This window comes from Pseudomonas salomonii (assembly GCF_900107155.1).
GTDB lineage: Bacteria > Pseudomonadota > Gammaproteobacteria > Pseudomonadales > Pseudomonadaceae > Aquipseudomonas > Aquipseudomonas salomonii.
The window spans coordinates 130,614-149,947 of sequence record NZ_FNOX01000001.1 but is presented as its reverse complement, the minus strand read 5'-3'; the positions used below and the strand labels follow the sequence as shown (position 1 = coordinate 149,947).

Annotated in this window: 16 protein-coding genes and 2 pseudogenes; 13 read left to right on the top strand and 5 right to left on the bottom strand. The window is 50.7% G+C overall.

Going from position 1 to position 19,334, the window contains the following annotated elements:
* Positions 1–503: 503 nt before the first annotated feature.
* The 5 genes and pseudogenes from BLV67_RS33205 to BLV67_RS00755 form a co-directional block, all read left to right on the top strand.
* Positions 504–590, top strand: a pseudogene (locus tag BLV67_RS33205) (hypothetical protein); the annotation flags it as partial.
* 59 nt (positions 591–649) lie between these two features.
* Entirely contained in the window at positions 650–796 is a 147-nt protein-coding gene (locus BLV67_RS32860; protein WP_167365866.1) for a hypothetical protein, read from the top strand.
* 295 nt (positions 797–1,091) lie between these two features.
* Positions 1,092–1,454 (top strand): hypothetical protein, encoded by a 363-nt coding sequence (locus BLV67_RS00765; RefSeq protein ID WP_069785973.1) that lies wholly within the window; start codon positions 1,092–1,094, stop codon positions 1,452–1,454.
* Between the two features lie 26 nt (positions 1,455–1,480).
* Positions 1,481–2,032 (top strand): GNAT family N-acetyltransferase, encoded by a 552-nt coding sequence (locus BLV67_RS00760; protein ID WP_069785972.1) that lies wholly within the window; start codon positions 1,481–1,483, stop codon positions 2,030–2,032.
* A complete protein-coding gene (locus BLV67_RS00755) occupies positions 2,029–3,006 on the top strand; it encodes a tyrosine-type recombinase/integrase (RefSeq protein WP_069785971.1) in 978 nt (325 codons plus the stop codon). Before BLV67_RS00760 ends, BLV67_RS00755 begins: the two co-directional genes overlap by 4 nt.
* A gap of 13 nt (positions 3,007–3,019) precedes the next feature.
* Here BLV67_RS00755 and BLV67_RS00750 read toward each other — a convergent pair whose 3' ends face one another.
* The 5 genes from BLV67_RS00750 to BLV67_RS00725 all read right to left on the bottom strand — a co-directional run bounded on the left by BLV67_RS00750 (position 3,020) and on the right by BLV67_RS00725 (position 6,444).
* Positions 3,020–3,730, bottom strand: a complete 711-nt coding sequence (locus BLV67_RS00750; protein WP_069785970.1) for a prepilin peptidase — start codon at positions 3,728–3,730, stop codon at positions 3,020–3,022.
* A 70-nt stretch (positions 3,731–3,800) separates the two neighbouring features.
* Positions 3,801–4,673, bottom strand: coding sequence for a DUF3800 domain-containing protein (locus tag BLV67_RS00745; protein ID WP_069785969.1), 873 nt, complete (start codon positions 4,671–4,673; stop codon positions 3,801–3,803).
* A 514-nt stretch (positions 4,674–5,187) separates the two neighbouring features.
* Positions 5,188–5,448, bottom strand: a complete 261-nt coding sequence (locus BLV67_RS00735) for a hypothetical protein (RefSeq protein ID WP_069785968.1) — start codon at positions 5,446–5,448, stop codon at positions 5,188–5,190.
* Between the two features lie 30 nt (positions 5,449–5,478).
* The gene (locus tag BLV67_RS00730) at positions 5,479–5,688 is read right to left on the bottom strand and encodes a hypothetical protein (RefSeq protein ID WP_069785967.1); all 210 of its coding nucleotides are present in this window, start codon (positions 5,686–5,688) and stop codon (positions 5,479–5,481) included.
* A 141-nt stretch (positions 5,689–5,829) separates the two neighbouring features.
* Positions 5,830–6,444 carry a hypothetical protein gene (locus BLV67_RS00725; protein ID WP_069785966.1) on the bottom strand — a complete coding sequence of 205 codons (615 nt, stop codon included), beginning with the start codon at positions 6,442–6,444 and terminating at the stop codon, positions 5,830–5,832.
* A gap of 241 nt (positions 6,445–6,685) precedes the next feature.
* Here BLV67_RS00725 and BLV67_RS00720 point away from each other — a divergent pair, with 241 nt between their 5' ends.
* The 8 genes and pseudogenes from BLV67_RS00720 to BLV67_RS00685 all read left to right on the top strand — a co-directional run bounded on the left by BLV67_RS00720 (position 6,686) and on the right by BLV67_RS00685 (position 19,096).
* On the top strand, positions 6,686–7,474 hold the full coding sequence (locus BLV67_RS00720; protein ID WP_069785965.1) for a hypothetical protein: 789 nt from the start codon (positions 6,686–6,688) through the stop codon (positions 7,472–7,474).
* Between the two features lie 672 nt (positions 7,475–8,146).
* The gene (locus BLV67_RS00715) at positions 8,147–9,538 is read left to right on the top strand and encodes an AbiJ-related protein (RefSeq protein WP_069785964.1); all 1,392 of its coding nucleotides are present in this window, start codon (positions 8,147–8,149) and stop codon (positions 9,536–9,538) included.
* An 8-nt stretch (positions 9,539–9,546) separates the two neighbouring features.
* A pseudogene (locus BLV67_RS32190) lies at positions 9,547–9,696 on the top strand (IS3 family transposase); the annotation flags it as partial.
* A gap of 166 nt (positions 9,697–9,862) precedes the next feature.
* Positions 9,863–12,196: an ATP-dependent nuclease gene (locus tag BLV67_RS00705; RefSeq protein WP_069785963.1), complete on the top strand. Its 2,334-nt coding sequence runs from the start codon at positions 9,863–9,865 to the stop codon at positions 12,194–12,196.
* Positions 12,193–14,091: a UvrD-helicase domain-containing protein gene (locus tag BLV67_RS00700; protein WP_069785962.1), complete on the top strand. Its 1,899-nt coding sequence runs from the start codon at positions 12,193–12,195 to the stop codon at positions 14,089–14,091. The genes BLV67_RS00705 and BLV67_RS00700 overlap by 4 nt, the downstream gene beginning before the upstream one ends.
* 160 nt (positions 14,092–14,251) lie before the next feature.
* Positions 14,252–17,545 carry a hypothetical protein gene (locus BLV67_RS00695; protein ID WP_141722682.1) on the top strand — a complete coding sequence of 1,098 codons (3,294 nt, stop codon included), beginning with the start codon at positions 14,252–14,254 and terminating at the stop codon, positions 17,543–17,545.
* Positions 17,532–17,924: a response regulator gene (locus BLV67_RS00690; protein WP_167365864.1), complete on the top strand. Its 393-nt coding sequence runs from the start codon at positions 17,532–17,534 to the stop codon at positions 17,922–17,924. The genes BLV67_RS00695 and BLV67_RS00690 overlap by 14 nt, the downstream gene beginning before the upstream one ends.
* Entirely contained in the window at positions 17,924–19,096 is a 1,173-nt protein-coding gene (locus tag BLV67_RS00685) for an alpha/beta hydrolase (RefSeq protein ID WP_069785959.1), read from the top strand. Before BLV67_RS00690 ends, BLV67_RS00685 begins: the two co-directional genes overlap by 1 nt.
* Positions 19,097–19,334: the final 238 nt, after the last annotated feature.

The following is a 19,334-nucleotide window of genomic DNA, read 5'->3' as shown; positions in this document are numbered from 1 at the left end:
GCACTACCGAGTCGCGCGGCAGACGACGGCACCTCGTGTCAGGTGTCAGATGAATACTGTATCTGTACAAATTTTGCGATGACCTTCGCGCCCACTTCGATGGACTAGTACATTTGTACTATTGTCTGAAAATAAAAGTTCGCAGAATGTAATCCACACCTATTTCATAGGTGAGAGTCTGCAAGCTCAACTCAAGATATATAAAATATGACATAGAGAATCATCAATGCATTTGGGCCTAAAAAACCAAGAGGACTGAACAAGATGAAAAAAATTTCCACGCTTGACCTGTTGTTCGCTGCGATCATGGGTGCTTCGCCGGCTGCTTTCGCCGCCGACTTGGTCGATGTGTCCAAACCTCCCAGCCAGGTTGCCCAAGGCGCGCCCGCGCCGGTTAGCCTGCAAGCGGAGCACGGTAGCGACTACGGTCCGCTGATCGCCTGCGGCACCGGGGGCTCATCCTCGGTCCGGAGGTTGGAGGAAGTGGGGGGTAGCTGCTCAACCTCGGTCCGAGGTTGAACGCGGCGGGACGGCTGGACGATATGTTCCTGGTGATCGAGTGTCTGCTCTGCGAGGATCAGGCACGCGCTTGCGAGTTTTTGGATTACTTTTAGGCTAGGTACGAGCAATTTCGCTCAGGGAGAGACTTATGAAACTGCGCTATATCTTTTTTTCCGCTTTGTTAGCTTTTTGCTTCGGCGCTAATGCATCGGCTGCCGGCAAAAATCCTTTCACTCAGCCATGTCGTGCAGATGATGGCTGCACTATTCCTTATGTTCACTGGGAAGAGGGTTAATTTGCAAGGGACCTAACCCCGTGCAGAATCCTGTCCCATCCAGTAGTTTTTTGCCTCGGCCAGCTCCGGCCGAGGCAACCCCTCGCAACCTACACTCATCTGGTCGACCTCTGCTGACCGATTTGCCCCCCTCCCGTCCGTCAAAACAATTTCAATGCTGGTCAACCCGCTTTTGCCCTTAATGGCAATAAAGATCGTCTAATGGTCACTTATCGACAAAAACGGCCGTGATGCTCGCGCCTCCATAAGTCCTGATAAAATACGTTATCACCCTAATAGCCCTGGAAGGCTCGACATGACGTTTTACATCGCTCCGTCCTACGATTCGCACTACTCCTGCCCGAATGGTCATAACAACAGCAGTGGTGCCATCGACGTTGATAGACGGACCTGGACCTGCACTCAGTGTCATCATCCGCTTGATATTGACATGACCGACAGTTCCGGGCTCACGCTGACCGTTGAGCGTCACCCTGCGAAGACTATTCGCAAGGGTGACCATATCGTGTGGGACAAAGGGAATTCTCACCTGGCCTCGGGTAAGGTCCACCGCTCCTTTGCACCGGACAGCAAACAACAGGCCACACACTGGACATTGTTTGTCGAAGGTTACGGCTCTGGAACGGTTCCGGCTAACCAGTACATCAACCGAATTTGAAACCTGGCCACCGTGAGGATCGCCCTATGTCGCAATTCGACCCGCTGCGCGATTTCTACCAGCGCCGCCAAATCGTCCGCCTGGATGCGTTGGCCAGCGGCGTACAGTTGGTCAACCTACGCAGCGAATCCCCCCGGGGCAGTTTCGTGTTTCCCGGTACCGACTACCTGGACAACATCGAGGTCGGTGGCCACCCGGTTGGCCACGTCGATTACGGCCTCAGTCCGCTGGGCGATCGCGTGTACATCAACATGCTCGAAATCGAACGGGCACAGCGGGGGCAGGGCATCGGCCTTGCCGTGCTGTGGCAGCTGTGGCGCACGCACCAGGTGCCCATTGTGCCGCTGGATCAGTGCACCTCATCCGATGGTTTCTGGTACCGGGCTCGCCGGCGATTCGCAGCGGCCGGCGCCGTGCTCGGTGAGGAGCTGCGCGGCGACGAGCGACAAATCCTGGAACAGCAACGCTGGCAGCACCTGGTGCCGGAATCTGTAAACGACCGCTCCCACCGTAAATATTGGGAATGGGTCGCCAGTGAACATGCGGCAGGTCGACCTGCAGGGCCGGGCATACGATGAATGAACTCAATCCCCCCCAGTCCACCGCCGTGCTGTTGCCGATCGGCGAACGCCGTCTGAGCGCCGTTGAATTCCAGCAGTTGGCCAGCGTGCCGGCAGCCGTGGAATGGTTCGCCAATATCGACAACCCACGCACCCGACGCGCTTATCAAAACGACCTGGAAGACTTCTGCGGATTTGTCGGGCTCACCGGCGCCGATGAATTCCGCGCAGTTACCCGTGCGCACGTGTTGGCCTGGCGCGCCCAGCTGGAAACGCGGGGCCTGGCAGGGGCCACGGTCCGGCGCAAACTAGCGGCGCTGGCCAGCTTGTTTGATCACCTCCTGGAGAACAACGCCATTGCCGGCGGTAACCCCGTGCATGGTGTCAAACGGCCCAGGATTGAAACCAACGAGGGCAAGACGCCGGCACTCGGTGACGACCAAGCTAAAATGCTGCTGACGGCGCCGGATGACTCGACGTTGAAGGGGATGCGCGACCGCGCCATTTTGGCGGTGCTGCTGTACCACGGCTTGCGCCGTGAGGAAGCCGCGCAACTGATGACTGGTGATATGCAGGACCGGCGCGGTATCAAACACCTGCAGGTAAGAGGGAAGGGCGGTAAAACCCGCTATTTGCCGCTGCACCCGGTCGCGGCTGAACGGATTCATGAGTACCTGGAGCGCGACACTCTACGCGAGCCAGGCAATGGCCCGCTGTTTCGCTCAATCCGCGGTCGCACCGCCGGCGGGGCAGTTACGGGTAACGGCATCTACAAGGTCGTGGCCCATTGGGCACAGGCGGCGGGCATCGACGTTGACGGGTTGGGCGTACACGGTCTGCGGGCCACAGCCGCGACCAATGCGCTTGAGCATGACGCCGATATCGCCAAGGTCCAAGTTTGGCTGGGCCATGCCAATATCAGTACGACGCGCCTCTATGATCGGCGCGGCCAGCGGCCGGAAGACTCCCCCACCTACAAAGTGAAATACTGATGGCCACAGGCGGTTAAATTACGGTCCAATCCGGCGTGTACATGAGCGCGAGCCAGCCCGCACCGGCCAGGAATGGGCCGAAAGGTTGAGGGCTTTTGCGATCGATTTTACCCGTCACCATCCCTACGCCAAAAAACACCGTTGCGGCCAGGGTCGACATCAAAAGCACGCCTGGCAGGATCTGCCAGCCCCCCCAGGCGCCGAGCATGGCCAACAGCTTAAGATCGCCTTGACCCATGCCCTCGGTATCGCTGAACAGCTTACTAACGCCACGTAAAAGCCACAGCACCAAGTAGCCTCCAACGGTTCCCCACACTGCACTGGTCAACGAGGTGAACAGCTCAACGCTATTGACGATCAATCCCAACCACAGCAGCGGCAACACCAGCACGTCGGGCAGCAGCTGGTGTTCAAGGTCAATCAGGCTCAAAGTCAACAACCCAGCCACCAGGACCATGGCCGCGAACGCGGCCGGGCCCACCCCATAATGCAGCCCAGCCCAGCCCGCGAGCAGACCCATGGCCAGCATGGTCAGCCCCACGCGCAGGCTGAAGTGATCCGGTCGCCATGCCAAACCGAGTTGGCCCGGGCCATCAGGGTTTCGCGCAATGCCCAATGTCTCCGACGCATCGAGCAGCCACTGGCGCTCCACCGCATAAGGCAATCGCACCACCACGGCGCTGACCGGTAGGCCGCCCAGCAGTCCTAACAGGAACAGGCCCATTGGGAAGAATTCGTACACGCTAATCCTCCTAAGCGCCATTCACAGGCGTGGCCTGGCTCTCTTCCCACCATCACTGCCCTGGGGAGTGAGGACCGTCCACATCGCTTTGCATCCCCACCAGCGGACCTTCGGCATCCGGCATGGCTTCACCTGCTTCTTCAGCAGGAATGTCTGCGGTCTTCTGATGCTCCAACCCGCTGCACGGCAATGCCACGACGCTTAACCGCTCCGCAAAGTAGGTGTCGAACAACTGCCAATCTGGGTACTCATCCGGTGCCACGCTCAGCGCGGTCAGGCGACCGATTAAGCCACAAAGCCAGTCTGCGCACTGCAAAGTCTGGAACAGGTAGCTTTCTCCCTGCAACGGCGGCTCAATCATCGTGCGGCATTTTTCGGAGGCATCTTCGAACATGGCCAACGTACAGGCTTCAACGTTGCGCTCACGCCACTCGTTGCCGGCTTTCTGCTCATCCAACACCAGGATAAACGTCGAGCCTTCCTTAGCGCAGAAACGGTCAATTTTGCGCACGGACTGCAACAGCTGCCGCTTGAACGTCTCAGTCGAGTCATGCGCATCAGGGTCGGTGGTCTTATGTTCCCCGGTGTAGAACACATGCCCCTTGATACCCTTGATATGGGTTAGCAGTCGGAAGGTCGAGCGTCTTAACTCTTTGTACTTTTGAACGTTCCTGGGCGCGTACAGCTGCGAGCCCTTTTTTTCCCACTGGTACGCCGGCAGATTGCCGGGGTTGTCGTGCACCAGGTCGTAGGACAGCAGCTGGCACTTTAGTTTGTAGAAGTAAATCGCGAACTCGCGCACTTCATGGGCAGGGATAAGCATGCCGCCGAGGCCAAATACAGGGCTGGTTTTGTACTTGGGGTGGTTCCGAGCGACGTACTGACCGACGTGGCCAAACTCATCCAGGTAAGCGACATAATGCATGCCGAGTGATTTCCCTATGCCAAAAACACGAAAGCCCGCAGCGATTTCTCGCAAGCGGGCCTCGGAAGGTAGGCACATGGTTAACCATATGCGTTGATCAAATAATAGCAATCAGTGAGCCGCTATTCAACTATTTGTTGAATAGCGGCTCCAGGGCCCTCGCGCCTAGGGGCGCCTGCTCCTCGATGGTCGAGCCAGGAGCTGATTCGTTGGTACCAAGACGCTCACCAGTGTCAATGAACTCGTACTCAGGACGGATCTGCACCTGGCGACCATAGGGGGTCCAGTAGGGTACTTCGACCTTGTGTTCAATCACGCCGATCAAGCGGCCATCGTCTTAAACAAATGTTTTCATGGTGTTGCCTCATGTAGGTGCGGTATTCGCGGTGATCATGATGAGGCATTTATTTCGTAGTCCTCGTTGAGGGTTTCCGACTCCCTCAGCTCCAGCTGACTTAACCGCGTGTGTACTGGCAAAGGCCGCTAAATGGCATACTGCTGGTCTGCGGTCTATTCATTGATCCAGACTCTGGATTTTGTTCTTAACCACCCCGTGAAAAAAATGACAAATGCCCGAGATTGCTGCCATCAGCATGATAAGAGGTGCCCAGCCTTCGGCAATGGCTTTTTGGTCCATTGGTTGTTCAGCGGCCAAACCCAACATAACGATGGCCATCATCGCGAAAACAACTAGCACGCCGCAGAAAAATGCAGATCTATACGCTTTGCGTAATTGCGCCTCAACTTTCAGTAGGTGGGCTTTTTCGTTTCTCATTGCTGCATCCTTTTGAGTGCTTTTTGCTGCCTACTCGTTAGCTTTGTGGTTTGCCTTCTCGCGCCACTTGCTTTCGGCGCCTGATTGGGTAGTGCTGCGAACGTCGATTCGTTCGCCGCGAAAGTCTCCATACGCACGGTAGGAGCTGCCGTCCTTGCAACGCTTGGGCTTGATAGTACCGCTGAGCAGCGCCTTTTGGAAACTGATCAGCCCTGTGTGAGGGTCGGTAATTGCTGGCATGTGAGTTCTCCTACGCGGTCTTGAGGATCGAAAAGCTTTCCTTTCCTACGCACCTGGCCCCATGTTGACGGCGGGGCTTGGATGTACCTGGTGCGTTTTCCTATCCACTTCGGCATGCAAGTGGTTTCTGTTTAGAGCCGGCTAGCGGCTCACTTTGCCCGAACGCACGTCGAGGTAAAGTCGATTGGCTGTGGTCATGCCGCCGCAGTACATGAAATACATACCTTCACCTTTGACAGGCGATGCCATCCACCCACCGATTTCTTCGAAGTCACCGGCAGTGCAGGTGCCGTTGTCTATAAGCTCACGGGTTGCTTTGGTGAACTGGGCGGGGTAGAGAGGGTAATCATCCGAGTTTTTGACCAGTACGTCGTCACCGGAAGCTCCCTCCCTTGGGTCTGCAGGTCTGTCTTTTGTAAGCGACTTTGTAGGCACCCACTCTGCGAACATCCCGTTATTGATGCCGTTGCTGGCGACGCACGCGGAGTTACCGCTCTTCACGTATTCACTGAAGCCACCCGAGCAAGAAGCTGAGTAGGGCTTGGTTACGCGGACCCACGCGCCTTTCGTCTCCAAATCCTCGACGCCTTCGCGGAACATTAGCTGACCAGCAACCCCACATTTAACGGATGGACAGGTATGACGCGCCACTCGGTCGGCAGCTACCCAGAGACTCGGTTCTGCAACAGCAATGTTAACGGACGTCAATAAGGCCATGGCAGTGAGCAAGGCGGGCATTTTGGTTGCGATTTCCATGTCGTAATTCCTTTGTTTTCGCGGACACGAAAATGGGCGTCCTCCTAACCCGCACCGCTGCGAGGAAGGACTTGGTCGTACCTAGGCCATTTCCGGTGCAGCGAAGAGTGTGTTGGCTGGTTTCGCGGCAGGAAGAAGACAATTTTGTTCACGACTAGTCGCGCAGGCCTACCGGAAAGCCGGCAGAGACCTCGTGACAGATGCTGTTTTTTGCCACCCAGGAGAGCTTTTAAGGAGTGCCATGTTGATTGAAGTATCTGGAGTGCTTAGAAATCTTCCGGCAGGTGAAGAGACGCAATGGCGGGAAGATACTGATAACGTTCAGGCCATGCGAGACTCGACCAACAAACTCTTACAGGAAGCTCGCAAACTAGCTCCGCAGATAGAATCGCTCAACGATATAGATGCTTACCTTGTGGAGCATCAGGATGGAGATGCTCATCTGGTGCAAGCTCTGCGCTCATCAAGGTATCTGGATCTTTGGTCGGATGAACTCGTAAGGAATTCCTGGCAGTACCATGCCGCTCTGATGGACGGGTTCGATGGCTCGGATCTACGCAAACAGACATATTGCGAAGGACTACTTGCAGACAATGAGCGAGGGCCAAACCGGTTTGTCATGAATCATGCAGGGTATGTAGCCGTTCATGCTCTTCACCCTCGAAACTATTTTGCCCTAAAAATCGAGCTGTACGAGCGACTGGCGCATCTGCACGCTCAGCGAATTGCGGCGGCAACTGGTTGGCTAGAGCGTAGAGGATTGCTGGAGCCTACTGCCCCCACTTTACTTCGTCCACACACGCCAGAATGGTTCGCTTCTCTACGCGAGTGGAATCCCCAGCAGGCGGCAATGACGAAAGCAGCTATTGCGGCAGCAAAGAGTTCTGATGCTTGCGGGATTTGTGCAGATGAGCCTGCCCGTGATTTCGCTCTAATCAATCCAGTTGCTGCTGGTCCTGGTACGCTAAGGCTATGTGATGACTGTTACAACATCCGTTCAATCGACGAACCGATGAAGCCTTTCGACTGAACATTCACTTCAGGCTTCGAGCGTCAGGGATAGCGGACATCATGATAAGTCTGAGCCCGGCCGTAGCTGATTCGTGCGCGCGACTGGCAGCCGCAATGGTCTAGGGCGACTCAACCCCCAGCAGTCATTTTGACTCCGACCGTTACGCTATGTGAATCCCCTAAAGCTAAGCGATATAGCTAAAACGGATCTGGCCCCCCTTCAACACCTGTAAAAGTTACTTCGGGAGGATCGCCCTCTCGCTGCCACCCAAACTGATAAATCAGCCATTGATGATCGCCCTCACTCCGATCAGCTATGAGCAGAAGCGTCTAGCCCACCCTGAGTAACAAATTCGCATTTTCTTCACTTCTTGTACTGACCAGTTGCGTCGTTCTATCAATACTCATGAGCCGTATTCCTGTGATAATCAGCAGAACGATAGCCAAGGGAGAGTTTGCCCCTCATTGCTCACCGTTGTGAGTCGGCGAGGAGCCGGGGAGCCGGTCGGCAACAGCAACCTCCGGTTAAACGTAGGAGGAACTCGATGAAGAGGTTCGATCCCATACTCAACGAGTTTACGTTCGCCAATATCGGCGTCCGATGACCCGGATACCTACACCAAAACGCCCAGTACCTTATATTCCTTCTCCCTACGAGATCTGTAATCAATCCGACTGCGGGGACCTTCACTTGCATTCAAAAACCGTCACTCCGCAGCAGTTGCAAGCACAAATTGCCGCATCGCTGCACTCGGTCAAGGCATACGAGCTACCGGCTGTGTGCGTTGCTCTCGGTCTTGCGGACGGTATTCAAGAAGAGGCTTACGCGAGCAAGCGCACCTATGTGAAATCACGAATAGGTCATCTCGCTATGCCTGAGCTAGTAGAACTAGCTCGTAAGGTGGTCGAGCGATTCGAAGATGCTCATCTCGATGACTTATTGAGTGAACTCAGCACCCCTGACTCACATCGTATCTCGGACATCACACGTCGGGCCATACTGGCGGAGCTGGATCAGCTATACCCTCTGTTCGGTGAATTGCCACCACTCGACGGGCTGGAAATTTTGCATCCTGAATGGGGGATGGTGGGTCCTGAAGGCACCTTTCTTCACACCTTGCACGACGATATTATTCAACACTTTGTCGCCAACGAGGACTATTCCAACTCCACTGCTTTGAAGCATTGCGGAGCCATGACGTGCGCACAGCAACGATTCATAGCCCTAATAGAATTGATCTTGTCGCCCTTGTGCCGGACCGACGCTGAGCAAGTGCTGCTGGCACCGAAACTTGAACACTTGTTTTCTGCAGACGGATTTACTGTTGCGTTAACTCGGCATGTCTCTCGGCGGGCAGTCTACGGTGTTCGGCGTAGAGCGGCAGGTGTTGCCGGGTCTCCGAAAAATCTCATTTTTGCGTCGATAAATACGAAGCCAGATATCTATTTCACTGACGCCATCGACAACAACCTGGCGATTCAGAATGAGCATGATGCTCTGATCTACGATCGAGCACTGAGCGGAAAAGGGCTTCTTTGGAATGATCTTGTCGGCTGGTGGAGCGACCTCCATCGAGCCACCGATCATGACTTAGCTAGGAAGGGCCTGTACGGAAGGCTCAGCGCCGCAGTCCGTGAGACTGGGTCAGTGGGTGAGGCCGTGCTATTTGATACCTACTATCGCACCTTGGGCCCAACTCTCCAGGATCGACTTCCCGCGCTCATTCCACAGGTTTACCTCCATTACGATCCTAAAACTTCCTATCAAAGAGGACCTGACAAGGTTTTGGTACGCGAGCGAATGGATTTCCTACTCTTGCTCGACCACGACGTGCGCGTAGTCATTGAAGTCGACGGGCAGCACCACTACGCAGTCAACGGAAAACCATCGCCAAAGCTGTACGCCCAAATGGCTTCAGAGGACAGACAACTGCGTCTGCGCCGGTATGACGTCTATCGTTTCGGAGGAGCAGAATTTCCGGATTCCCGGATGGACAACGGCACAGTAAGAATCGGCGATGAATCCCGGACACTGGCCAGTTCTTTCTTCAATAAACTGTTTGCCCTTCATGGACTGCTTTAGCGCTAAAGCTAGGCTACATGAATGCCCAAGAGGCCCAACGCGATATCAGCCATTACCTGATGCATCGTTAAAACTGGATTCGACCCAACCAATTCAACGGTGGGTTGGCACCAGCGCATGCCAAGAAAAAACTTAACGTCGTGCCCGGGATTAGTTGACCACTACATATCGCAAGGCTTGCCGCTGGATTGAGGGTACGCTTGCGTAGGTGTTCGAAGGACTGGAATCATTTTACTGCTATCGCATAGTTAAACATTATGTCCAAATGGCCTCACTGGTCACCGCGACGCATAAGTTCAGATGATCTTCAGGGAGCGAAGTGATATGCATATCGAAACTGTTTGGATTCGAAATTTCCGACGTCTGAAGGACACACGCATCGATTTGGCGTCTGACATTTCCATCTTCGTTGGGGCCAACAACAGCGGTAAAACATCTGCCGCGCACGCTTTGCAGCTCTTTACCTCGGCTTCGAAGGACCGGTTTACCCTCCATGATTTCAGCTCGGAGTGCTGGGACGCCATCAACGCTTTCGGAGAAGGGGATGACCGAGTTGAAATGCCAACCATATCCATCGACATCTGGTTTTGCGTCACCCCAGATGATCTGCATCGAGTAGTAGATCTGCTACCCAGCCTGGAGTGGCAAGGTAACCGGGTTGGTATTCGAGTGGAGCTCGCAGCAGCAGATGCCGGCGTACTAAGAAGCAGTTTCCAAGAAGCACGCGCCAGTGCACGACATGCTCAGATGCAGCCAGCAGGGGAAGCCGCGGCACACGGAAACGTGGAACCACCTATTGTGCACGACGGGTACAACCCGCGACCGCGTGACCTTTGTGACTTTATTGCAGACACAGTAGGTGACAGGCTACGGCGTGATTTCGAATTACGGTACTACATACTCGATACTGCCGGATTTGACGCTGGGTTTAAACAGCTTGATGGGTACGTGCCTCTACGCCTGGTTCCTGATAACGGTCGCAGTGGCAGGGACGTGCTGGCTAGCCTGGTAAAGGTCGATTGTTTGCATGCTCAGCGTCACCTATCCGACTCTAATGCTGGATCTCGATCCGAAGATCTCTCCCGCTGTTTGAGTCGCTTTTATGAACGGAACCTTGAGAAGCGCGGCGAGGATTATGACGCTCAACGCGCCCTATATCAGTCTGAGAGTCTGCTGAATGACCATCTGGAACGTGTATTCGGTCCCACATTGGAACGTTTGGCCGATTTGGGCTATCCAGGGGTAAATAATCCTCGGCTACTGATCAAGACTGCATTGAACCCTGCGACCATTCTGAGCAGCCATGAGGGGGCACGTGTTCACTATGCTCTCGGCGCTCTTGGGACGGCAGAGGTAACGGCTACCCTGCCTGATAGGTACAACGGGCTCGGGTTCAAAAACCTAATTTACATGGTTGTTGAGCTACTCGATGCTCACGGTAGATGGTTGGACATTGAGGAAAATCGACCACCACTCCACCTGATTTTTATTGAGGAGCCGGAGGCGCATCTTCATGCTCAGTTGCAGCAGGTCTTTATTCGGAAGGTGTTGGATATCCTCGCCGTGCCCGAGGAAGACGCGCCATATTGCACGAGCCAGCTTGTAGTTTCGACGCATTCACCTCACGTCCTTTACGAGCGAGGATTTAAACCAATTCGATACTTCAGGCGAGTAGCTGATGCTGGCATACAGCAATCTCAAGTGCTCAGCATGGCAGCTTTTTATGAGGCGGCTGTAAATCCTAACGATCCAAATGACCGCACTAGGGATTTTCTTGAGCGATATCTCAGGTTAACTCACTGCGATCTATTCTTCGCTGATGCCGCTATTTTGGTTGAGGGGAACGTCGAGCGGCTGCTGATGCCGCAAATGATTGCTAAAACTGCACCTCGGCTTCAATCGAATTACTTGAGTGTTTTGGAGGTAGGTGGTGCGTTCGGCCATCGATTCAAAGGCCTCATTGAGTTCTTAGGTCTCACTTCTCTGATATTGACCGACATTGACAGTGTTTCGCCGCCCGAAGCGGTTGCTCTACCCGCGGACGGCGAGTTACCTGTTGATGAGGATCCAGCGGATGCAGAGCCTGACGACAATGAGGACGCTGAGGAAGCTGAAGCGAGACGCAAAGGGCGCAAGGCGTGCATGGTTCATGAGGCTGGAGCACTTACGTCAAACCAAACGTTGATCAAGTGGCTGCCTGGGTGCATCTCGATTGAAAATCTTCTAGCTGCAACTGCCGAGCAGCGCACTCAACTCCGATACGAAGAAGGCGGTGCCCCTGTACGCATTGCTTACCAGACGCCAGTAGAGGTGGTATGGGGTGCAGCGACTGAAATGAGAACAGGAAGGACATTGGAGGAAGCGTTTGCACTTCAAAATCTGACTTGGACTCAGCATCTGGACCGTAAGGATCTGGGCCTACGCATCAAGGGTTCCAACAATCTGGACATCGTAGGTATTGCTGAGCGCCTCTACCGTAAGGTCAAAAGCTCAAGCTTTCGTAAAACTGATTTCGCTCTCGGGCTTCTGGCGCAAGAGCCATCGGCATGGACGGTGCCCAATTACATTTCGGACGGTCTACGTTGGTTGGAAGATATGGTCGCCCCACCACCTGCGATGGCAGATCTAGAGGAGCCTCATAACGGAGGTGGGGTATGACTAAGCGTATCGGTCAGCCGGATACTCAAGCAGATATCGAGCTTCGAATGTGCTTGGACCAGCGTCCTCAACGCAGTTTTGTTATGGTTGCTGGTGCAGGTTCTGGGAAGACGACGTCGCTGGTAAAGGCCCTTGCGCACCTTGGCCAGACGCGAAGACTAAAGCTCAACGTGCGTGGTCAGAGAGTCGCTTGCATTACCTACACTGAAGTAGCGGTCAAGGAGATCTGGGGGGACGTAGGTAACGATCCGTTGTTCCATGTATCGACGATTCATAGCTTTCTGTGGGCGGTAATCAGGCCATTCCAAGTGAACTTGAAGGTTTGGGTCATTGCAAGGATCCACGAGAAAATCGCCGACGCGCACCAGCATCACGACAAGCCTCGGACTCGAGCAGCTACTCGTGAGCGGCTCATGAGAGATATTGCGCGTTACCAGCGTCACCTTGAGGCCGTAAGGCATTTGACTCACTTCAACTACGGAGCCGGAAGCGATTTCGGACGTGGTGTACTCGGGCACTTCGACGTTATTTCGGCGGCGGTCGAGCTAATCGAGCAGAGCCAGTTGCTTAGGGATGTCATCGCCAGCAGGTATCCAGTCCTTTTCATTGATGAAAGCCAAGACACGCGTCCGGAAGTTGTGGCTGCCTTCAAAAGGATTGCAGAGACGACTCCTGTAGAGTTCAGCCTCGGATTTTTTGGAGATCCGATGCAAAAAATCTATCTTGAAGGTGCAGGAGTCATTGAGCCGGGCGCAGGCTGGGAACAAATCACCAAGCCCGAAAACTTTAGGTGCCCGAAGCGAGTGCTCCAGGTAGTGAATGCTATTCGAGAGTCTGATGACGGTTTGTCTCAAACACGTGGCCGGATGAGTTGGGTCGATGGCAATCCAGCACCTGTCATGGGATCTGCACGATTCTTCCTACTGAGAGCGGATGACAATCGCTCTTTGAAGCTGGCTAAAGTTCGTGAGTGGATACGGCGTGCGAACGATGACCCCCATTGGGAGAGTGATGATCCTGCTGCTGACGTAAGGGTATTGGTGGTCGTACATCGGATGGCGGCGGCTCGCCTCGGCTTCCCTAATCTTTACGCTGCTTTGAACGACAACAATGCACCGCCGTCCGTTAAGGAGGGCCTTAAGGATGGCACAGCATGGCCACTGCGGCCGTTTCTAAATTACTTGCTACCCTTGGCAACTGCGGTTTCAGAAAGCCGAAAGCTCGATGTGATGACTTTTCTGCGCTCGGAATGTCCGTTACTGCATCCAACGGCTCTAGTCGGAGGTGATCCGGTAGCGGTGCTTCATGCATTGCAAGCGTCTACGACAGAGTTGGCAAGACTCATTTTTTCGAGTGATGCATTGCTCCTGGACGTGCTTGTTCACTGCCAGGCAGCGGGTTTGCTGCAACTGGACGAAGCGTGGACAAAATACCTGGGCCCAGACCGCATAGATGACGATGATGATCCTGAGATACCCGCCGTGTCGGCTTTCTTACGTTGTGATGTCGGTGAGTTGGTTGGCTATCGTCACTACCTCGAAGATCTTTCGCCGTTTGCGACCCAGCAAGGGGTAAAGGGGGCTGAGTTTGAGCGCGTTTTGGTGCTGATAGATGACGAAGAGGGCAGAGGGCAAAAGCTGTTCTCCTACGAAAAGTATTTTGGCATTGTGGAGCCCTCAGATACTGATATGGAAAACCTTGCGGAGGGCAAGGATAGTGTGATCGATCGCACCAGAAGGCTTTTCTACGTGTGCTGTTCTCGAGCGACCAAGGACCTCGCTGTCGTGATGTTCGTGCAAGACATCGAAAATGCCCGAGAAAAGATTGCGGGGACCGGAATCTTCGATCCAAACGACATCGTAGATGAGGCTGCGTTAGAGGCCGCCTTGACGTGAATTCGGAATGTTGTTGAGCTCAATTCTTCTGTTTGTACACAGAACTCTTGCTGGATGTTAAAGAGAAAAATCGCCCGTATAAAATATGTTTATCTAAAATCATGAGCTTGATATAGAAATTATGCAAAAGTCAGGGAAAATTCGGGCTGGTAACTTATCATTGGATAATCGTGTCTTTGTCAAGCGGCGAGGTGAAACTCAGGACTTACATGATCAAAGAGTATGGTCTGAGTTGCGTAAGTTCAATGCGTTTAATGCCTCTAATCTGATTTTTAAGATGGCGTCGCATAAAGATCTGCCCGCTAAGTTTTTACCCGTATATGGCGCATCCAGAGACCATTACGATATACGTCACGCCGCTTCAGAATTGTCTCCTAATAATTATATAGCTTGGCTACTAGGTAGTTTCACTGCCAAAGCAGATCTTATTTCTGACTTTTGTAACCGAAGAACTCTAATAAATAGTGAGATACTCAAAGGTAGGGCCAGCGAAGCTTTGAGTGAAATTTATTCACTGAATAACGTATGTAAAAGCTGGTGGGCGATTTTTTTAGAGGTCCACGTTGCGAAAGAATTAGAAAATAGAGACACTCGGCAACTTGTTCAAGAACTCCCTTCCAGATTTCCTCGAGGAGAGATCAAAGGGCGTGTCATAGATCTTCAGTTGATGTCAGAGAGTAGCTCGGTACAGGTCTTTGTTCTCGATTTGCTTGGCCGGATGAATGAATATCGCAGCTCTGGACTGCAGGATGCAATTGATAATGGCGCACTTGAATCATGTCAATTCCTACCTATAAATCTTGATTCAAAGCGCATAGTTAAAATTGAAAAACTTAAAAATCACTGGTTCGAGTCGATTATAGATCAATATATAATTTTTAAAGACGTTATTTGTGAGTGTGAAGCCGCAGGCCGATTACCCGTGGATTTACGTGCTGCTATTTTGGAGCTAGCAAAGGTAGTAGATGATATAGAACTACAAGCCATTTTAGGGCTCGAACAAGCCGTAGCCCCTGAGGTGACCGCAGTTTTGGATGACTACACTAAAGGGGACTATGAAAGCGCTATTCGCAGAATACATACCTTGCAGAGCCAGGGCTCGGACAAAATATTTGGTCTCATCGAGGTCTATGCAAAAGCAAAAATTTATACGGGCACTACTTTAGAAAGTGGAACATTTTTTGATCAGCTTGCAATTGAGTTAGCCGCAGTATTGCAATGCGACAAAAAAACACCGGAGAAAATAGGTTTTCTCAATCAGATATGTGTGAAATTCAAGCACGAGTCATGGGCTAAATCTTTAAACTTTCATTTGCTTAGCGCATTAGAGGAAGTGGAAAGCGATCAGGATATAGAAAGTGCACGTTTGCAAACTGGCATCTTGGGGCGACTAAATACTCCAAAAGCAAAGACGCGAAATTATCGGTTTCCTGTACAGCTGGATGAGACTAGTAATATCCCTTTGCATCGTCAAGTTAAGTACTCTACGAGCGATCAGCTTTCGACAGAAATTGAGAAACCATTGTTTCCGATACTTTCAGACTTTTTAAAGTTAAAGTCCAGAACGTTTATACTCAAGGAGCAATTTATCGACGGGATTAATTTTGCTGTCAATGAGTATTTAGATAACAGTGTTAGTTGCTATCATCTACCAATGAGGACGCTATGCGAGATAGCCGGAGACATTCCAAAACTAAGTAATGACGTTTTTATTTCTTGTCTTATTGCTTATGAAATTTATAATCGGGAGTATGGCGGCATCTTCGAGGAGGATAAGGCCGAGCTGTTCGAGGAACTTATGAAGTTTAACGGCTCTCATAGGCCGTCGCAAATCTTTCAGAAAGATAAATTTACTAAAGTCGAAGCATACTTCCTTAAAAATATATGTATCCCTTCTCAGCTTGATAACCTCATCCACTACACGTCCAACGATGATGTGGTTCACGAGCGTGTTGCAATATTAGACCTTTTGATTAGTGCAAAATCTGAGGGGTTTGAACAGCTAAGATATGAGAAAGATAGCGTACTGGAAACGATGTTCTCTGAGAAGCTGCGTGCAAAAATTGAGTCTGCAAAGTTGTTTGTGGATGTTCAGGCGTTGGAGTCTCAGAGAAAGCACGTTTATCATTCATTATTCGAACAAGCTAAAAGTACTAAAGGCGGTATAAATTTAGACCCTCTGCCGTTGGATAATGATACTGCTAGCTCGCATGATATATTTGAAATTGTTCAGGGCAGTGCTCTTGCTTCCAACAGAAAGACACAGATTTTATACGAGATATTTCATACTGCGGTTCGTGATTTTGCGCTGAATGAACACTATGGGCTTGATAAATACTTGAGTGCTGAAATTAGGCATATCGTATTCACTACCCAGTTGAGATCGTGTTTCGAAAAGACTCGATTGGTGACGAGTCAAAAGGAAGGCGTATATCTTTCTAATGAATACTGGGTAAACAAGTACAACTTTGTGCATATAAGCATTGTTGAGCAGATAGATAATCTGCTGAGAGCTTTTTCTGAAAAAGTTGACAACATTTTAGGTGAGGTCAATGAGTGTTTTAGAGTCGAACTCTATGACCGTGACTCGGCGAACGTATTCGATTTTCTTGCATATCATTTTAGGCTTGTGGCGATTTCTGAAATAGTGTCACGCTCCAATAGTGCGGATGAGTTTTTTGGTCAGCTTCTAGATTATATGTGGGAGCTTGCAAGCAATAGTGCTAAATCCGCTCAAGAGTTAATTAATGATCATTTAGCCATTGAGATTCTTCGTGCTCTCACAGAGCTTGAGGCTGAGCTGAACTATGTTAAGGGCGATGTAGCCGTTGTAGATTTAATGCAAGAAATTAAAAATGCCCGTTCATATTTTACTAAAGAAATAGAGCTTGTCCTAAATTGGTTCAGGTTCGTTGGGGCCGATGACTCCAAAAATCTGGAGCGTCTAGGTGTTGTCGTTGATGCGACGATGTCATCTTTTGACTCAATATACGGTCACAAATATAAGAAACCCGTTTTTGCTACTAGTGGCAGTGCGTTATCTCTTAATTATAGAGAGGCGCGAGCACTTTTTATTTGCTTATTTACGGCTTTGGAAAATGCATGTAAATACGGTGGCAATATCGATCCAGTAACTGTTTCAGTTGTCTCTGAATGCGACCATACATTGATTGTGATAAAAAACGTTGTTAAGTCTTATCCAGACTTAACAGCAGAAGAACTAGTTTGTAGAGAAAAAGCCAAGTGGTCTCCCGAATATTCGAATTTAAATCGAGAAGAGGGAGGGAGTGGCCTTTACAAAATTTATAGCACTTTGTCTAATTCGTCCTCAGGCTTCAAATTTGACATCGAGGCGGACGAAAATTCTTTCACTGCATCAATTGGGCTCTGTCATGAGAATTTTGATTATCGAAGACAACTTGTTAAAACGCGAGAAAGTAGTGAGCTTTCTTAACTCCGCTTACGATGTTGAACTCGTGGAGGCCGCCTCTTATAACAGTGGTTTAGTAGCTGCTGAAAACGGAGTGTATGATTTCATGATTATCGACATGAGCATGCCGACTTTCGATCGTAGCGAGACCACCCAGGGTGGCCGGTTCAGAGCTATCGCTGGGAAAGAAATAGCTTCAAAATTGAGTAAGGCTGGAAAGCTCGCTCCGTTCGTAGTTCTTACTGGATATAAAGACTTTAGTGTGAACTCTCAGAACTTAAGTATTGAGCAGATCCATGACCTCCTGTCTACTCTGGGAGAACAGTACAAGGGATGTATAATTTTTAATTCGGCTGAAATACTTTGGCAAGAGCAGCTTGCAAGTGTTATAGGTGCTATTTGATGTTGAAGATTTTAGTTGTGGATGACTCGGTTAGCCGAGTTGAGTTAATAAAGAAAGCGCTTTTTAATAGTGAGCTCCGCTCTCATATAGATGTACGGTATACTGATACGGCTGATAAAGCTCGTATCGAGTTGCTCGAGCTGTATGATCTAATGATATTGGACGTGGTAATTCCAAAAAAGGTTGGTGGAGTTCCACAGGCACTGCAAAGCTCTCGCTTGGTCGATGATTTATGTAGTAATGGTAAAGATTATATACGTCCCAAGCTGGTAATTGGCCTAACGGCAGACGTAAGTGAGCTAGGCGTATATCGCGAAAACTTCTATAGAATCGCATCGGTAGTGCTGCCGGCCCATCTAAATAGTCAGGACTGGCTAGATTCAATTTTAGAGCAGATAGGCATATTGGTTCACGCAAGTCAAAAGGCAAGTAAGCTTCGCAAAGATAAGCTTCTTTTGACTATTCACGGGATACGAACTCATGGGAAGTGGCAAGCTGGCTTAAATGAAGAGGTTAGAAAGTACTCCCGCTCATTTGTTCCTGTCGAGGTAAAATACGGTTTTTTTGATTTGCTTTCATTTTCTATACCTTGGTTGAGGAATAGAAAAGCTAAACAAGCGGCTGACCAGGTAAAACAAATACTAAAGGAACACTCTGAGAAAGAAATTAGCATTGTCGCGCATAGTTTTGGTAGCCTCGTATTATCGCAGGCACTTAAAGATCACAAGCTGTTATCTCCTGTCAAACATGTGATTTTATGTGGCAGCCCACTACCTCACAAATACTGTCTCAATCACATTGTAGAAAGCTCTGAGATCACAGTTAATGAATGCGGTACGCTGGATTTTGTTTTGGTGGCGGCCAAGTCATTATTGTTAGGCTTAGGAGATGCAGGACGGGTAGGCTTTCGTAGAAGTAACTCTCACAACTTTATCAACCGGTTTTTTTCCGGTGGACATAGTCTTTATTTTGAAGCGAAAGCAGGCCAGCCAACGTTTGCGGAAAAACATTGGCTGCCTATTATTTTGTCCGAGTCACTTCCTCCGCAAATTGACGAAAGGGAGAATTTCTTTGGCGAGGATTTAATAGATATACTTATTAAGTTAATGGGACTGCTAAAGCCGTTTTTATATATTGGACTAGTTGGGCTTATTGCTTGGCTGTTTCTATGATGACGTGTATTTTGCTGAATTATTTGGCCCCTATCTATTGTAGTATCCACCGGGTCAGTCAATAGTCGTTCTCTTTCGGTCATGATCAAATAAAATGTGGTAGTCAACTCCATGCAAATGGTTATTCAGGACGAATTCAGTTGGTGCGGTAATACGAGGTGTCGATGCGTTGAAGCCAAACTTAACCCCCTTCCTCGTGCTAGATCGCCATCAAGCCGAGTTTATCCATTTGCTTTTC

Bases quoted from the DNA above. Each gene is read 5' to 3' on its own strand.
- BLV67_RS32860 (WP_167365866.1), top strand. From the start codon at position 650: ATGAAACTGCGCTATATCTTTTTTTCCGCTTTGTTAGCTTTTTGCTTC.
- BLV67_RS00765 (WP_069785973.1), top strand. From the start codon at position 1,092: ATGACGTTTTACATCGCTCCGTCCTACGATTCGCACTACTCCTGCCCG.
- BLV67_RS00760 (WP_069785972.1), top strand. From the start codon at position 1,481: ATGTCGCAATTCGACCCGCTGCGCGATTTCTACCAGCGCCGCCAAATC.
- BLV67_RS00755 (WP_069785971.1), top strand. From the start codon at position 2,029: ATGAATGAACTCAATCCCCCCCAGTCCACCGCCGTGCTGTTGCCGATC.
- BLV67_RS00750 (WP_069785970.1), bottom strand. From the start codon at position 3,730: ATGGGCCTGTTCCTGTTAGGACTGCTGGGCGGCCTACCGGTCAGCGCC.
- BLV67_RS00745 (WP_069785969.1), bottom strand. From the start codon at position 4,673: ATGCATTATGTCGCTTACCTGGATGAGTTTGGCCACGTCGGTCAGTAC.
- BLV67_RS00735 (WP_069785968.1), bottom strand. From the start codon at position 5,448: ATGAGAAACGAAAAAGCCCACCTACTGAAAGTTGAGGCGCAATTACGC.
- BLV67_RS00730 (WP_069785967.1), bottom strand. From the start codon at position 5,688: ATGCCAGCAATTACCGACCCTCACACAGGGCTGATCAGTTTCCAAAAG.
- BLV67_RS00725 (WP_069785966.1), bottom strand. From the start codon at position 6,444: ATGGAAATCGCAACCAAAATGCCCGCCTTGCTCACTGCCATGGCCTTA.
- BLV67_RS00720 (WP_069785965.1), top strand. From the start codon at position 6,686: ATGTTGATTGAAGTATCTGGAGTGCTTAGAAATCTTCCGGCAGGTGAA.
- BLV67_RS00705 (WP_069785963.1), top strand. From the start codon at position 9,863: ATGCATATCGAAACTGTTTGGATTCGAAATTTCCGACGTCTGAAGGAC.
- BLV67_RS00700 (WP_069785962.1), top strand. From the start codon at position 12,193: ATGACTAAGCGTATCGGTCAGCCGGATACTCAAGCAGATATCGAGCTT.
- BLV67_RS00685 (WP_069785959.1), top strand. From the start codon at position 17,924: ATGTTGAAGATTTTAGTTGTGGATGACTCGGTTAGCCGAGTTGAGTTA.